The sequence below is a fragment of the Bifidobacterium sp. SO1 genome, assembly GCF_018555335.1.
Classification (GTDB): domain Bacteria; phylum Actinomycetota; class Actinomycetes; order Actinomycetales; family Bifidobacteriaceae; genus Bifidobacterium; species Bifidobacterium simiiventris.
Map to the genome: position 1 here is coordinate 222,284 of NZ_JAFEJR010000001.1, position 15,588 is coordinate 237,871.

Sequence of the window (15,588 nt, forward strand, 5' to 3'; positions counted from 1 at the left end):
ATCATCATGACCGACACCACCGACGCACTGATCGAACGGATCGTCCGCCGCGAATGGGATCAGTTCCAGCGCACCAATAACGAGGGCGGCCGCGCCGCATGCCAAGGCAACTGGCCGATGTTCCGCCAGATGCGCACCAGTCAGTTCCTCACATGGCCACAGCCGCTGCTGGCCAGCTATCTCAACGATCTGATCGAAGCCGATCGGATCGGCCGCAATCTCGTCACCGAGAAATACGGTCGTATGATGGCCTCGACCGCGCCGGCCGAATACCATGCGAACATCGAACCGTATATTCCCCGGCTGTCCGCCGAACGCGTCGCCGAACAGGAACGGATCATTGCCACGCAGGTCGAGTGGGCGGCTGATTTCCGCGGGCGCTGGCCGAAACTCGGCCGGGCGATGCGCGCGCTCACCACCGCACAGGACACGGCTGAGTCCACGTCGTTTGAAACGTACCTGCGGGGCGAGCTAGGCACGTATTCCACGGCGACGCTCGCACTCTACGGGCAGATGATCGACGAATACGCGGCCGCCGGGCGTAATCTCACCGAGGAGACGATCCTGCATACCGTGCAGCTCGGCGGTTTCGCCGATCTTGCCGAAGCCGAGGCCGCGCAGTAGTACTTTGTCGGGCTTACACTGACCTGTCCTGTCTTGGTTCCCCTGACACGGGAAGCCAAGACAAGGAGGCTGCGGTTTAAGCCCGGCATGCGGCGGCCTCGCGACATTCCCGCCGGTTCGCCGCATGCCGGCTGTTTACCGGTCGCCGTCCGGTTCGTCGCCCTGTTTGCGGCTGTGCAGCATGTTGGCGAGGGACCAGATCACCGCCGCCAGCACGAGTACGCCGCCGAACCCGGCGAATGCGATCGCGGCGGTAATGCGCGGATCCATAACCCACATCCACGATTGCATGACCCATCCCAATGGGAAATACTCCCCGAGCAACACGCTGAACACACCCAGCAGCAGCACGCACACGCCCAATACGATCGTCGCGGCGCTTGGCCCGGTTTTGCGTATCACCGCCGGCGGCCGTACCGGTTCGCCCGGCACTTGAATATACGGTTGGTTCGTGGACGGCGGTTGCGGATTCCCTGCCTCCGCGCCTGGCCCGCTGGGGTTGTTCCCCGCCTGATCGGCGGCGGTCTGCGGTTGGGCTGCGGCGGTGTACAAGGGAATCGTCGCGGAGACGTCTTCGGCCGCCGTGTCCGACGTGTCGGCCGCCGTGACCGGCAGCACCACCGTGTCCGCGCCCGCCGGCAGCACCGTCGTTTGCGGCGGCGTCTCCACCGCATCCGTAACCGGCAGCGTGGTCGTCGTCGCATCCGCGCCCGTAACCGCCGGCAGCGGCGTGGTCAGCGTCATCGTCTCCTCGTCCGCACGGTCACGGCTGTACTCAAGGTCATGTCTTGTTGTGTCGTTCATCATCGATGCTCCTTCGCTATGGTCGCGCGGTTCAGGGCCCGCCATGTCCGTATTCCAGTCACTGCTCATCACTCACCGCCGACGCGCCGAACAGATCCGCATTGTTGCCGACGGCATGCTTCGGGTAACGTACGAACACCCTGCCGCTCAACAGATACGGCACGTCGATGAGCAGTTCGGAACCGTCCGACGGGAAGTAGTCGTAGTCGCGCATCCATGCGGCCGAATCAGCGCCGTTCGCCTGGGTCACGTCATCGGCGTCGGCCTGCTGCGCGGTCATGGAATCCCCCGACCAGTCGGCGTCCGAATACGCGCTGTGCGAGAACGTGCCGCCACCGAAGGTCAGGCCGTCGCCGACCGATCCGATCAGAGCCGAGAAACGACTGCCGTACATGTTCGCACCGGTGAAGTTCTGTGCGCTGCTGTTGCCGAACGCGAACGGACAGCCGGTGGGCAGCGTGACGAACACCTGCGCTTGCGAAACGGAGAAATGGATGGTGCCGGTCGGGCAGTTCGTGCGCACGGTGGTGCCGTTGCCGAGCGTGGCGTCGTGTTTCGGTCGGCGCGCGTAGTCGGACAGGTCGATGTGCACGCGATCGTTGGCATAATCGTTGCCGTTGAAGGCGATGCCGTCGCTCAGTCGCGTAAACTGTTCGCTGTCGAGGCTGCGATAGTCGGGTGTTCCGGAGTTGACGAGACCGGCGTATTCGACATAACCGCGAACGTTGGTAACCGCGTATGCCTGGTTGACGTATCGCGTGGCGATGTAGCTGTAGCTCACGTTGACGGCGAGGATGCACATGGCGGTGATGCCGGCAAGCCATGCGATCGGTACGAGTCCGCCGGCGCGACGGCCACGGATGCCGAGCAGGAGGATCGTCAATCCGACGAGCACGCAGGTCGCGCCGATCCACAGGGTCGCGGATCGGATCAGCGAGGCGGCCGTGTAGCTGCGCGTCATGAACAGCGCGACGGCCGCGAAGATGAACGTCAGGCCGATGACGATGGTCACGACGAGCGGGCCGGCCGGCTTGCGGCGGGCGACGACCGGGCGCGGCTTGGGTTGCGGCGCACGGTATGGGGAGGTCATCGGCCGGACTGCGGACGGTTGCGGCATGGGCATGCCCGACGGGGCCGCCGATGCCGCATTGTGCGCTGCGGGAGCTGGCTCGGGCGCGGTGAATGCGGGATTGCCGGATGGCGCGGCATGACCGCTTGAGGGGATGAACGGATTGCCACCGGATGCGGCGGGTGACGTGCCGGTCTGCGATGCACCGTCCGCCACGGACGAGTACAGGGGCATGGCCGTCGGTGTACCGGGCTGACCGTACTGCGGCTGACCGTATGTCGGCCCGGTCGGCCGTGTGTCGTCGAACGGCCGGCCATATCCGTGACCATCGGCGTTCGGCGCGCCGGATTCATATCCGCGCTGCCGGCGCAGCTCACGTTCGAGGATCAGCCACAGCACGAACGCCGCGGCCGCCGTGGCGAACAATCCCGAGGCGGGGAATCCGACGCCGATCACCAGGCACAGGATCACGCCGAGGCATGCCCAATCCCAGTCGCCGGCAAACAGTCGTTCCGCCAGAATGCCGCCGTCGCGGCCGTCCGGCAGCAGGAACCATGCGAGCGCGTAGAACGCCGCGCCGAATCCACCGAACAGCAGCGCGCCGATCATGATCGCGCGCATCAATACCGGACTGATGCCGAAATACCGTGCCAGGCCTCCGCATACACCGCCGACCCAGCGGTCGTCGGACCGTGTGATGCCGCTGCGACGGATCCAACCGAAGAATCTCGCGGCGACGTCGTTCGTGCCATTGGACGCGGGCCGGCCGTACGGGTATGGATTGCGGCCGGCGTGCGACTGCTGGGTGTAATCGGCATTGGATGTCGCGCCGGACGCGGAGCCGCCTGTCGTGCCGTCTCCCGGCGCGGAGCCCGTCTGAGAGTACGGGAATTGCTGTTGCGGGGTTCCGCCATCCTGCGGAGCATAGGGACCATACGAATTGCTCATGATTCCATTACAGCAGCCGGGTCGCGTGAATCGGGTCGGGGAACACCCTGATTCTCCCCTGAACATTGCGTGTATGGCTCCGTGCGTTCCCTGTCAGGCTGCACAATGGAAGCATGACCCAGCCTGAGATTCCTCCGACGTACCGCGCGCAACGACCCGTGTCGTCGACGGCGAATCATGACCCGTCGCACGATGGTGATCGGTTTGCGCGAACCTATGCACCGCCAACGTTTGCGCCAACGATTGCAACACCACAGCAGCAACCGTCTCGGACACCCCGACTTCCGCTGATGCGTCCGAAGCGCGGACGTATGTTGTGCGGCGTATGCCGGGGCGTGGCGATGCATCTGGGTGCGCCCGTGTGGCTGGTACGGCTGGTGTTTCTTGCCGCGGCATGCTTCTGCGGCGCCGGAATCGCGGCATACCTGTTCCTGTGGCTGTTCGTGCCGGTGGGCGACCCAGTGGCCGCAGCGCAGGCCCAGGCGTACTCCGTTGCGCGCTCGCCGCTGTCTCGCGGCAACGTGGTTCCCGGCGGCGGCTCGTATGCGAATGGTTTCACGGAAAGTTTCACGCACGGATCGTCCAAGTCCGAAGGATTGTCCGATGGGACGCCCGGCAAAGACAACAAGCAACCCCCATTCATATCCCCGTCCGCTGCCGGCATCGATCGCAGCGCCGCATACGGCACGTCGGAAAACCTTGCCGAAGCGCTGCGTCGCGCCCCCAAGCCGGCTCTGGTCGCACTCGTCGGCATGGGCAGCATCGCGGTAGCCGTGCTGCTGTCGCTCGGCGGCGTCGAATCGGGGCTGATCCTACCGATTCTGCTCGCACTGGCCGGCGTCGGCGTGGCATGGCTGCAATACAACGCGAGCGAAGGTCGGTTCTGGTCGATGCTCGGCAGCGTGGCGCTGCTGTTCGTGGCGTATGCGGTGTTCGTGATGAACTCGGCGATTCCCGGCTGGGGGGCGTCGCCAAGACGGATCATCGCGGCCGGGCTCGTGCTGTTGGCTGGCGTGGGATTCGCAATCGTGCCGTGGATCAGTTCGCTGATCCGCGAGCTGGGCACGGAACGCGCGTTGAAGGAGCGTGAAGAGGAGCGCGCCGACATGACCGCGCATCTGCATGACGGCGTGTTGCAAACGTTGGCGCTGATCCAGCTGCACAGCGACGATCCTGCAACCGTATTCACATTGGCTCGTCAACAGGAGCGCGAGCTGCGCGAATGGCTGTATCAGGAGCGCACCACGTCCGACCGTTCAGTCGGCGCCGGCATCAAGGACATCGCCGCGCACGTCGAGGACGAACACGGCAAACCGATCGAAGTGGTCACGGTGGGCGACGCGCAGCCGAGCGCGCAGACCGACGCGCTGCTCGACGCGACCGCACAGGCCTTGGTGAACGCGGTCACGCACGGCGGCGAGCCGATCTCCGTCTACTGCGAGGCCGGAGCATCCCAAGTCGAAGTATTCGTACGCGATCACGGTGACGGATTCGACGTGAACGCGATCCCCGAAGGACGGCTCGGCATCCGCGAGTCGATCATCGGCCGCATCCGGAGGCGCGGTGGTACCGTGGAGATCGTATCGCGACCGGGCTGGGGCACCGAAGTGCGCATGCACATGCCGATCGCCGCGGACGCTGGTGGCGTGGCCGGCGGAACGACCGACGGCAATGAGACCGAACATGCGGCGCACGCATGATGCCGGCTGATATGTCAGGGAGGGACGATGAACGAACGTAAGGATTCCGAACCGATTCGTGTGGCCGTGGTCGACGATCATGAGATGTTTCGCGCGGGCGTGATCGCGACATTGCAACCGTATTTCACGATCGTCGGGCAGGCGCCGGACGTAGAAGGCTCAGTGGCGATGATCGCGGCAACCAAGCCGGACGTGGTGCTGCTCGACGTGCATGTGCCGGGCGGCGAAGGCGGCGGCGGTGCTGAGATTCTCGCCAAATCGCTCGCGTATTCGCCGCATTCGGCGTTTCTGGCGCTGTCGGTGTCCGACTCGCCGCAGGACGTCGGTTCGGTGATCCGCGCAGGGGCACGCGGCTATGTGACCAAGACGATCACCGGCGAGGATCTCATCAATTCGATCCGGCAGGTGCATGAGGGGTATGCGGTGTTCTCGCCGAAACTGGCGGGATTCGTGCTCTCCGCGTTCCAAGGCGTGCCGGTCAGCGGCCCTGATCCTGCCGGTGGCGCGGCCGGAGCGCACGACGAGGAACTCGACCGGCTGTCGGCCCGCGAACAGGAGGTGATGCGGCTCATCGCGCGCGGATACACGTACAAGGAGGTCGCGGCCGAACTGTTCATCTCGATCAAAACCGTCGAAACGCATGTCAGTTCAGTGCTGCGCAAGCTTCAGCTGTCCAACCGCACCGAACTCACCCGCTGGGCCGCCGATCGCAGAATCGTGTGACGCGCTATGTTTCCCTCTGGATGGCGGACGGCTTACGGCTGACCGACCGACCTCGAAACTGTGAGGACTCAGTTATGGCCGTTTTCCGGCTCCATCCGACCATAACTGAGTCCCCCCGTCTCCTGCCAGGACTCAGTTTCAGCCGGAAACGACGCCATAACGGCCGTGACTGAGTCCCAAAGTCAGTCAGCAGACCAACGAGAGCAGGCCGAAACGGATAAGTCAACCGTCAATCGCACGACAGCAGACGGGCGCGTACCTGCTTGACGTTGAGGAACCGGATCCCGTTGAGTCCGACGGCGGTGGCGGCATCGGCGTTGCGTGCCTTGTCGTCCACGAACGCGGTCGTCGCCGGATCCACGCCGAACCGGTCGATCGCACGGCGGTAGATCTCCGGGTCGGGTTTGTGGATCCGTTCCTCGGACGAGACGACCGTGTCGCGCAGCAACGCAAGCCACGGAAACTTGAGATGCGCGGCATGCACGAATTTCGCGGTGAAATTCGTCAGACCCCACAGCCTCACGCCTGCCGTGTCAAGATCACGCAGCAGCGTGAGCATGCCGTCGATCATGTCGTACAGGGCGAGCTGCTGACGGCCGAAATAATCGCGGAACAGTTGCACCGGATAGCCGGCGTCCATCGTGTCGCGGTGATGGCGGGCAGCGTAATCGTCGATGATGCGCTTCTCGCTCCAACCGAGATCGGACAGCACGTCATAATGCCAGAACCCGTACTCGCTTGCGCGGTCGAAGAACGTGTCCAGTTCGTCCGCCGGATACAATCCGTCCAGTGCAAGTCGCGGACGCCAGTCCAGCAGCACATCGCAATAGTCGAAGATCACATCGGTGTAGACCGGCCGGTTTCCCACAGCCGCGGCACCCGACCCGTTCGGTTCAATGCTCGTCCCAGTCAGATCACTCATACGACCAGCGTATGCAAAAAGGGTTCCGGCAACGCCGAAACCCTTCGCAACGCGGACAGAGCGAGATTCGAACTCGCGGAAGGTCGCCCTTCAACGGTTTTCAAGACCGTCTCTTTAGACCGCTCAGACATCTGTCCTTTGTGCGCCGCACGGCGAAGCCGCGAAATGCGCACGATGTTCAATTATACAGCGGGTGTGGAAATCAGGCTTCCCACTTGACGAACAGTCCAGTGGACTGTTCGTAGCCGCGCACAGCGACAGCGGCCGTGCGCGACGCAGGACACAGCAGGCGTGATGAAATCACGCTTCCCACTTGGTCGGCTCGATGACTTCCTTGCCGCCCATGTACGGACGCATGGCCTGCGGGATCTCGATGGAACCGTCCTTCTGCTGGTGGTTCTCGAGGATCGCGACGAGCCAGCGAGTGGTGGCCAGCGTGCCGTTGAGCGTGGAGACCGGACGAGTCGAGCCGTCCTCGGTGCGCTCGCGGATGTTGAGGCGGCGGGCCTGGTATTCGGTGCAGTTCGAGGTGGAGGTCAGCTCGCGGTAGCGGCCCTGGGTCGGCACCCACGCCTCGCAGTCGAACTTGCGGGCGGCGGAGGAACCGAGGTCGCCGGCGGCGGTGTCGATGATGCGGTACGGCACCTCGACCTTGGCGAGCATCTCCTGCTCCATCTCGAGCAGGTGCTGGTGCTCAGCGTAGGAGTCCTCCTGCTTCGCGTACACGAACATCTCCACCTTGTCGAACTGGTGCACGCGAATGATGCCGGAAGTGTCCTTACCCGCGGCACCGGCCTCACGGCGATAGCAGGACGACCAGCCGCAGTAGCGCAGCGGGCCGTTGTTCAGATCGAGGATCTCGTTCTCGTGCATGCCGGCGAGCGCCACTTCGGACGTGCCGACGAGGTACTGGTCGTCGGGTTCGCGCAGACGGTAGATCTCGTCGGCGTGCGAGTTGAGGAAGCCGGTGCCGGCCATGACTTCGGGACGCACGAGCGTCGGGGTGATGGCGAGCACGAAACCGTGCTGCTCGGCCTGATCGACGGCCATGGTGAGCATGGCGATCTGCATGCGGGCGACCGCGCCGCGCAGGAAGTAGAATCGGGAGCCGCCGACCTTGACGCCGCGGCGCATGTCGATGCCGGCCACGCCGGTGCCGAGGGTCAGGTGGTCCTTCGGCTCGAAGCCTTCGGCCGCGAAGTCGCGGATAGTCCCGACCTTCTTGACGACGACGTAATCGTCCTCGCCGCCTTCCGGAGCCTCCGGCTCGACGATGTTGGAGAGCTTCCACATGGCGGTGGTGTATTCCTCGGCGGCGGCGTCCGCGGTGGCCTTGTATTCGGCGACCTTGGCGGCGAGGTCCTTGGTCTGAGCGATGAGCGCGGCCTTCTCGTCGGCGGGAGCGGCGGCGACCTTCTTGCCGATCTCCTTCTGCTGGGCGCGGGCTTCCTCGAATTCCTTGAGCGCGGTGCGGCGCGTCTCATCGGACTTGAGCACTTCATCGACGAGTTCGACGGACTCGCCGCGCTTGCGCTGCGATTCCTTGACGACGTCGGCATGTTCACGAATGAATTGAATATCAAGCATAGGCCCCAGCCTACCGCCGTAAGCCGACACGCGTGGCCGGAGGCCGATCCGCCCGCACTATGCGGCGAACGTGCAGGAATCGTTGAATTTCGCCGTGTCGCAGCGGAATTGTTCGCGGGTTGCAGACACAATGTAAGGTATGCCTACAGTCGTCATCGTCATCGCAGTCATCATCGGCATCGCCGCCATCGCCGCGGCCGCGTTGTTCGCGGTTCGCGCCTACCGCAAACGCCGGCTCGCCGAACGCATCGACCAGCGCGACGACGACCAAGTACATTACGCGTTCATCGTCAACCCGTCGAAGCCGCAGGCGAAGGAACGCAAGAAGCACATCAAGCAGTTCTGCAAGGCCAAGGGTCTGAAGGAAGTCGAGTTCATCGAGACACAGCTCGACAAAGACGGCCGAGCGTGCGCGAAGGAGGCGCTGGCGAACGGCGCTGACGTGGTCGTCGCGGTCGGCGGCGACGGCACGGTGCGTACCGTGGCGAGCGCGATGGCCGGCACCGGGCACGCGATGGGCATCATCCCGATCGGCACAGGCAACCTGTTCGCCCGCAATATGGGCATTCCGGTGGACGATATCGATGCGGCGCTGTCGGTGGCGACCTCGCACGGGTCGCGGCACGTCGACGTGGGCCGTTTGACGCTGCTCGACGACCCGACCACCGATCACGGCCACGCGTTCCTGATCATCGCGGGCATCGGTTTCGATGCGGTGATGATCGACGACACCGATCCCGAACTCAAGAAGAACATCAGCTGGCTTGCGTACTTCGTGTCCGGGGTCAAGAACCTGTTCATCCCGAAGTTCCGCGGCACGGTGACGATCCGCAGCGCGGACGGCAATTCGCATACGATTCAGGGACTGCAGTTCCGCACGTTCATGGCCGGCAACTGCGGCCAGATCCCGATGTTCTCGCTGATGCCGGAGGCGTTGTACGACGACGGCATCCTCGATTTCGAGATCATCGACACATCGGGCGGTATCTTGGGCTGGGCGAATCTGTTCGGCGACGTGGTGCATCAGACAATCACCGGCAAGTCCGGTTCGAGTCCGCTGTCGGTCAACTCCACGATCGACAACATTCAGGGCGTGAGCGCGGAGATTCGGCTCGAGAAGCCGGTTCCGGCGCAGGTGGATGGTGACATGCTGCCCGAGACGCAGCACATCCGCTTTGACGTGGAGCGCAAGGCGCTGTGCGTGCGCGTACCGGAGGTCGACCCCGACTTCTCCGCCACCGGCATCATCCCACCGATTCGCGACTAGCCGCCGGCAGCCGGGCATGGTGCCGTGTGCGATGCTGTGCCACCGTATCCTTCGTCCCGCTATCGGACGCCGTATGCCGGGGGAACAAAGCTGTTCCTGGACTCTCCCCTCCGGGCTCTCTGGCTCTCTCCGCTGGACCCTCTCCCCCGGATTCTCTACCCGGGCATACGGCCACTTCAGCCGTCCATACCGGCCGTAAGCCCGGGAACAAAGCCTGCATCCGGCTACTCGCTCATTCTCTCCCGGGCATACGGCCGGTTTCGGACTTCAAGACGGCCGTATGCCCGGGAATGTTGTTGCCTTGTTCAAACCTCCCCGGGCTTACGGCCACTCTGAAGATCACAACCGGCCGTAAGCCCGGGAACAAAGCCTGCGTCCGGTTGCTCGCTCATCCTTTCCCGGGCTTACGGTCGTTTCAGAGGTCAAAACCGGCCGTATGCCCGGGACGGGTTCGAGAGCATTCCGATACTGGCTGTGAATGGTCTGGTCACCGGACGACCAGACCATCGCGCGCAGCGTGGCCCAGGGCCAGCGACCGCCGACGCATACCGCTGATGACACGCGAACCAGACCCATGGTTTTCGATTGCGCGCATAACGAAAGAGGCTCTTGTCTCCGGGAACTCGGAGGCAAGAGCCTGAAGCGATTCGTCCGCGCGGCACAAGATAGGCAAAGCCGCGTGGACGGATCAGACGAGACTCACTCGATCAGAGCAGATCGAGCAGCATCGGGTCGGCCAGGGCGATCACCGCGGCGCGGGCGTCGGCGGCGGTACGCGCATCGACCGCGTAGGCGGCCATCTGCTGGCAGGTCGACATGTCGTGCAGGCGCAGGGCGGCACGCACGGCGTTGACCTTCTTCGGGGCCATCGACAGCGACTGCACGCCGAGGCCGGCGAGCACAAGCGCCAGCAGCGGATCGCCGCCGGCCTCGCCGCACACGCCCACGTACTTGCCGGTGGCCTTGCCACCATCGCACGCGGCCTTGATCATGTTGAGCACGGCCGGCTGCCACGGGGTGAGCAGGTTGGCCAGTTCGCCCTTGAGTCGGTCGGCGGCCATCGTGTACTGCGCGAGGTCGTTGGTGCCGAGCGAGGCGAAGTCCACGACGGACAGCACCTGCGCGGAGCGGATCGCGGCGGCGGGCACCTCGATCATCACGCCGACCTTCGGCAGGCCGAGCGCACGCACCTTGTTGGCGAACCATTCGGCTTCCTCCACGGTGGCGACCATCGGGGCCATGACCCACAGATCGCCGTGGGTGGCCTCGTAGGCGTTGGCGAGGGCCTGCAGCTGCGTGTCGAGCAGGTCTTCGCGGCGCTGGCTCAGGCGCAGGCCGCGCACGCCGAGGGCCGGATTCTCCTCCTCGCCGAGATTGGCGAAGGCGAGCGGCTTGTCGGCGCCGGCGTCGAGCGTACGCACGACGACACGGCGGTCGCCGAACGCCTGGAGCACCTTGGTGTAGGTGTCGGTCTGCTCTTCGAGGGTCGGAGCGGTTTCGCGGCCGAGGAACAGGAACTCAGTGCGGAACAGGCCGGAGCCTTCGAGGTCGAACTTCGCGGCGGCTTCGGCGTCAGCCACCGTGCCGATGTTGGCGAGCAGCTTGACCTTGAAACCGTCACGGGTGCTGCCTTCGCCGCTGGAGCCGGCGAGCGCGGCGGCGCGACGGCGGGAGCGTTCGGCCAGCTGGTCGGCCTCCTCCTCGGTCGGGGAGACGATGACCTCGCCGACGCCGCCGTCGAGGGCGATCGTGTCGCCTTCGGCCACGGCAGCGGTCACGCCGGAGACCTTGACGGCCGCCGGAATGCCGAGCTGTGCGGCGAGGATGGCGGTGTGGCTGGTCGGGCCGCCCTCTTCGGTGATGACGCCGAGCACAGTGGCCGGGTCGAGCGTGGCGGTTTCGGCCGGGGCAAGGTCACGGGCGACGAGCACGACCGGGATGGTGATGTCCGGAACGCCCGGCGCGGGCAGGCCACGCAGCTCGCAGATCGTGCGGTTGCGCACGTCGTGCAGGTCGGTGACGCGCTCGGCCATGTAGCCGCCGAGCTTCTTGAGCATTTCGGCGTAGCCTTCGACCGCGTTGTACACGGCGTGAGTCACGCCGTCGCCGGCCTTGAGGCGCTTGGTGATGGCCTTGGCGAGGCCGCGGTCGCCGGCGAGCTGCGCGGTGGCTTCGAGCACGGCGCGGGACTTGTCGGACGTGGCCTTCTCGGCGCGGGCCTTGAGACTGGCAACGACCGCCTCCATGGCGGCCTTGACGCGCTCGGCGTCGGCGGCCGGATCGGTGCAGGCGGGCTCGTGCTCGTCCACGCCCGGCGCCTCGCGCACGAGCGCCAGCGGGCCGGATGCGGTGCCGGCGCACACGCCGATGCCGTGCAGAATCTTGTGTTCACTTGCCATATGTGATGCTCCTAGATAAGAAGAAACGTCAGCCTATCGAATCGAAATCGGACGGCTCACTCGGCGTCGAGATCGCGAGTCAGCATCTCGGCGAGCTCGTCCATCGCGGCTTCGGCTTCCGCGCCGTCCTCTTCGCAGGTCAGGGTGACGGTGTCGCCGCCCTTGACGCCGAGGGTCATAATTTCGAGGGCGCTGGCGGCATCCGCCTCTTCGCCGTCGAAGGACAGGGTGACGTCGATGCCCTTGTCGTCGACGGCCTGCGCGAACAGGGCGGCAGGACGGGCATGAAGACCGACGGAGGCTCCGATGACTGCGGTACGGGTGATCATGATGGTTTCCTTTCAGTTGTTTGGTTATGTGGACAGTTTGATGCTCAGTGTTTGAGCTGGTTCGCGACGCGCGCGACGTGCAGCGTGAGGTACGCGATCTCGTCGTCGCTGATGTCGGCGCCGAGTCGCAGTTCGAGCACGGATGCGATTGTCATCGCGCAGTGCAGCGCGTCCGGATAGGATTCGCGGATCGCGTTGACGATCGGCTCGGGTTCGCGCTCGAGCTGCTTGTGCTGGTGGATGCGGACGAACAGGTAGCGCAGGTGGGTGATGAACCGGCCCACGCTGACCGATCCCTGGTCGAGCGTGATCCCGTAGCTCTGCTCGATGATGTCGAGCATCTGCTGGATCACGCCGGTCATCGTGTACGTGTACGACAGGTCACCGGTCAGGAAGCCCGCGTTGACGAGATGCAGCGCGAGCGCCGTCTCCTCGCCGTCGGGCAGCGGCTTGTCGATCCGCTTGTTGATCGCGGCGAGCAGCGTGCAGCCCTGCGCGTATTCCTGCGGGTACAGGTTGCGCACCTCGCCGAGCAGCGGGTAGACGACCTTGATGCCTTGGTTGACGCGGATGATCGCGTTGGCCACGTGGTCGGACAGCGCCATGACCAGCGTGGTCGAGGCGATCTCCTGTTCGCCGAGGCCGGCCTCGCGCATGGATTCGACCACGATGCGGATGATCTCGGGCGGGATGTCCGACAGCATCTGCGCGAGGTGGTCGGGGTCGCGGCCGTCGGCCGGCACGAACTTGCGTACGACTTTGGCCGCGTCGACGGGACGCCCCGGCCGGGCCTGGAATCCCAGGCCGCGGCCGGTGAGGATCACTTCTCCCCCATCGTCATCCTTGGCGAGAACGACGTTGTTGTTGAATACGCGAAGTATCTCCATGGCATCCCATCACTTGCAACCGGCAGGTCAGTGCTCGACCTCGATCACCGGATCGCCAGTCGTGACATCCTTGCCCGCGAGCGGGGTGACCGAAGTCATCTTCTTGGTATTGGTCACGGCGATGATGGTGGCGGTGGAGTATCCGGCTTCCTTGACCTTGTCGAAATCGACGGTGGCCAGCAGGTCGCCAGCCTTCACGCGCTGACCCTTGGCAACGGCCACGTCGAATCCGTCGCCGTTCATCTGCACGGTGTCAATACCGATGTGGACCAGGACCTCGACGCCGTCATCGGTCTTGATGCCGTACGCATGGCCGGTCTTGGCCACGGTCTTCAGTGTACCCGACACCGGGGCCTTGATCTGGGATTCGGACGGCACGACCGCGACGCCTTCGCCGAGGGCCTTGGACGCGAACACCGCGTCGCCGGTCTCCTCGAGGGTGATGACGTGGCCGTTGCACGGGGAGACGACTTCCTTGGTCGGCTCGGCCGGTTCGGCCGGGGCCTCAGCGGCGGACGCGGAGGCAGCCGGAACCGGGGCAGCCGGGGCGGACTCGACGGCCGGAGCGGCGGCAGCCTCGGCCTCGAGCTTGCGATCGGCCTCTTCCTGGGCCACGCGGGCCAGCACTTCGGCCTTCTGCTCCGGGGTGCGGTAGTCGAGGGTGACGATCAGGAACATGGAGACGGCGAACGCGACAGCGATGGACACGCCGTAGACCCACATTTGGTCGAAGACCGGGACGGTCAGCAGCGAGGTGAACGCGAACGCGGTGGTGGTCACGCCGCGCACGGTCTGACCGGAGGCGACGACGGACGGGAACAGCCAGCCGAGGACGGCGATCACGACACCGCCGACGCCGCAGCCGATGAGCATGCGCTTGTAGACCAGCTTGTAGCGCAGGTGGATGCCGTAGAGGGACGGCTCGGAGACGCCACCGAGCAGACCAGCGGCGAGGGCGCCGATGGAGGTCTGGCGCATTTCCTTGTCGTGGTCGCGGATGGAGAGGAACAGCACGCCGGCGGTCGCGCCGAAGCAGGCGAAGTTCCACACACCCATCGGGCCCTGGATGAAGTCGTAGCCCATCGACTGGATGTTCATGAGCATGAGGGCGTTGAGTGGCCAGTGCAGGCCGAGCGGGACGAGGAACGGGTAGAGCAGCGGGATCGCGATGGCGAAGATGAACGGTGCGTGGCCGTTCATCCAGGCGAGGATGACGCCGAGGCCGTTGCCGACCCACACGCCCAGCGGGCCGATGAGGAACGCGGTGAGCACGCCGACGATGATCATGGAGAAGAACGGCACGAAGACGAGCTGGACGCTGTCCGGAATGATCTTCTTCAAACCGTGGTAGACGAGACCGAGCACGGCGGCCATCATGAGCGGCACGAACACGTTGCCGGAGTAATCAGACAGCTGCATCGGCAGACCGAAGACGGTGGCGGTGCAGTCGGTGGTGCCCAGCGTGGCGTTCTCGACGCACTGGACGGCGTCGCCCCACGTCTTGGTGTCGGACAGCGCGGTGAACTGCGGGGTCATGAGCATGGCCATGATGGAGCCGCCGAGCCACGGGTCGACCTTGAGCTTCTTCGCGGCGTTGTAGGCGACCATGATCGGAAGGAAGTAGAACACGCCCTTCCAGATGGCCTTGATGAACATGAGCGAGGTGTTCGCCTCGTCGTTGGCGATGACGCCGAGCGAGATGAACAGGTTAACGAGCGCGATGATGATGGACGCGCCGAGCAGGACGCCCAGGATCGGGCGGAACGAGTCGGCCAGGTACTCGAAGAACGAGTCGAGCCAGGCGGCCTTGCCGCGCGCCTTCGCGCGTTCGGCGGCCTTGACCTCGGCGTCGGTCATCTTCTTGGCCGTGCCGACGTTGGCCATCTCGGGCAGGTGCATGATCTCCTCGTACATGGAGGCGACCGCGCCGCCGATGACGACCTGGAAGCGATCGCCGGACTGCGGGACCGCGCCGAGCACGCCCTTCATGTTCTGGAGTCGATTCTGGTCAACTTTGCCCGCGTCGACAAGCTCGAAGCGAAGTCGAGTCGCGCAGTGGGTCAGGCTCTTGACGTTGCCCGCGCCACCGATGGCATCGATGATCTGCGATGCAGTGGATTCGGCCATCTTCTTTCCTTCCTTGGATTCTTCTTTTAGTTTTCCTGGTATGCTCTCCGCCCTCGCAGAGCCGCCAGCAACAAAAAAAGACCCGAGGCACGTGCCGTGCGCATGGATATGCGTATGGCAGAATGCCTCAGGTCTTGCGTCTATTGTGACTTGCAACCCTGCAAAAGTAGAAGTTCATGAGTCAATATATATCCGAGGTTAA

General features: G+C 64.7%; 12 protein-coding genes and 1 tRNA gene. 4 read left to right on the forward strand and 9 right to left on the reverse strand.

Annotated elements, in window-relative coordinates; translation table 11 throughout:
• Positions 1-6: 6 nt before the first annotated feature.
• Positions 7-624: a DUF4125 family protein gene (locus tag JS541_RS00995; protein ID WP_214372449.1), complete on the forward strand. Its 618-nt coding sequence runs from the start codon at positions 7-9 to the stop codon at positions 622-624.
• A 135-nt stretch (positions 625-759) separates the two neighbouring features.
• On the opposite strand, the gene JS541_RS01000 is transcribed toward JS541_RS00995, so the two are convergent.
• Entirely contained in the window at positions 760-1,431 is a 672-nt protein-coding gene (locus JS541_RS01000; RefSeq protein ID WP_214372450.1) for a hypothetical protein, read from the reverse strand.
• Between the two features lie 55 nt (positions 1,432-1,486).
• Positions 1,487-3,445 (reverse strand): PspC domain-containing protein, encoded by a 1,959-nt coding sequence (locus JS541_RS01005; RefSeq protein WP_214372451.1) that lies wholly within the window; start codon positions 3,443-3,445, stop codon positions 1,487-1,489.
• A gap of 242 nt (positions 3,446-3,687) precedes the next feature.
• On the opposite strand from JS541_RS01005, the gene JS541_RS01010 reads away from it, so the two are divergent.
• The gene (locus JS541_RS01010; protein WP_346428273.1) at positions 3,688-5,145 is read left to right on the forward strand and encodes a PspC domain-containing protein; all 1,458 of its coding nucleotides are present in this window, start codon (positions 3,688-3,690) and stop codon (positions 5,143-5,145) included.
• A gap of 27 nt (positions 5,146-5,172) precedes the next feature.
• Positions 5,173-5,868: a response regulator transcription factor gene (locus JS541_RS01015; protein WP_214372453.1), complete on the forward strand. Its 696-nt coding sequence runs from the start codon at positions 5,173-5,175 to the stop codon at positions 5,866-5,868.
• A 229-nt stretch (positions 5,869-6,097) separates the two neighbouring features.
• Here the strand turns inward: JS541_RS01015 and JS541_RS01020 are convergent, their stop codons facing one another.
• The 3 genes from JS541_RS01020 to serS form a co-directional block, all read right to left on the reverse strand.
• Positions 6,098-6,790: an HAD family phosphatase gene (locus JS541_RS01020; protein WP_214372454.1), complete on the reverse strand. Its 693-nt coding sequence runs from the start codon at positions 6,788-6,790 to the stop codon at positions 6,098-6,100.
• Positions 6,791-6,842: 52 nt separating this feature from the next.
• Positions 6,843-6,927 (reverse strand) — tRNA-Ser (locus JS541_RS01025).
• Between the two features lie 163 nt (positions 6,928-7,090).
• Positions 7,091-8,377, reverse strand: a complete 1,287-nt coding sequence (gene serS, locus JS541_RS01030) for a serine--tRNA ligase (RefSeq protein ID WP_214372455.1) — start codon at positions 8,375-8,377, stop codon at positions 7,091-7,093.
• 139 nt (positions 8,378-8,516) lie between these two features.
• Here serS and JS541_RS01035 point away from each other — a divergent pair, with 139 nt between their 5' ends.
• A complete protein-coding gene (locus JS541_RS01035) occupies positions 8,517-9,644 on the forward strand; it encodes a diacylglycerol kinase family protein (protein WP_214372456.1) in 1,128 nt (375 codons plus the stop codon).
• Between the two features lie 707 nt (positions 9,645-10,351).
• On the opposite strand, the gene ptsP is transcribed toward JS541_RS01035, so the two are convergent.
• The 4 genes from ptsP to JS541_RS01055 are packed head-to-tail and all read right to left on the reverse strand — an operon-like array spanning position 10,352 to position 15,386.
• Positions 10,352-12,043 (reverse strand): phosphoenolpyruvate--protein phosphotransferase, encoded by a 1,692-nt coding sequence (gene ptsP / locus JS541_RS01040; protein ID WP_214372459.1) that lies wholly within the window; start codon positions 12,041-12,043, stop codon positions 10,352-10,354.
• Positions 12,044-12,099: 56 nt separating this feature from the next.
• A complete protein-coding gene (locus JS541_RS01045) occupies positions 12,100-12,372 on the reverse strand; it encodes an HPr family phosphocarrier protein (protein WP_214372461.1) in 273 nt (90 codons plus the stop codon).
• 44 nt (positions 12,373-12,416) lie between these two features.
• Entirely contained in the window at positions 12,417-13,259 is an 843-nt protein-coding gene (locus tag JS541_RS01050; RefSeq protein ID WP_214372464.1) for a PRD domain-containing protein, read from the reverse strand.
• Between the two features lie 27 nt (positions 13,260-13,286).
• Positions 13,287-15,386: a glucose PTS transporter subunit IIA gene (locus JS541_RS01055; protein WP_214372466.1), complete on the reverse strand. Its 2,100-nt coding sequence runs from the start codon at positions 15,384-15,386 to the stop codon at positions 13,287-13,289.
• Between the last annotated feature and the right edge of the window lie 202 nt (positions 15,387-15,588).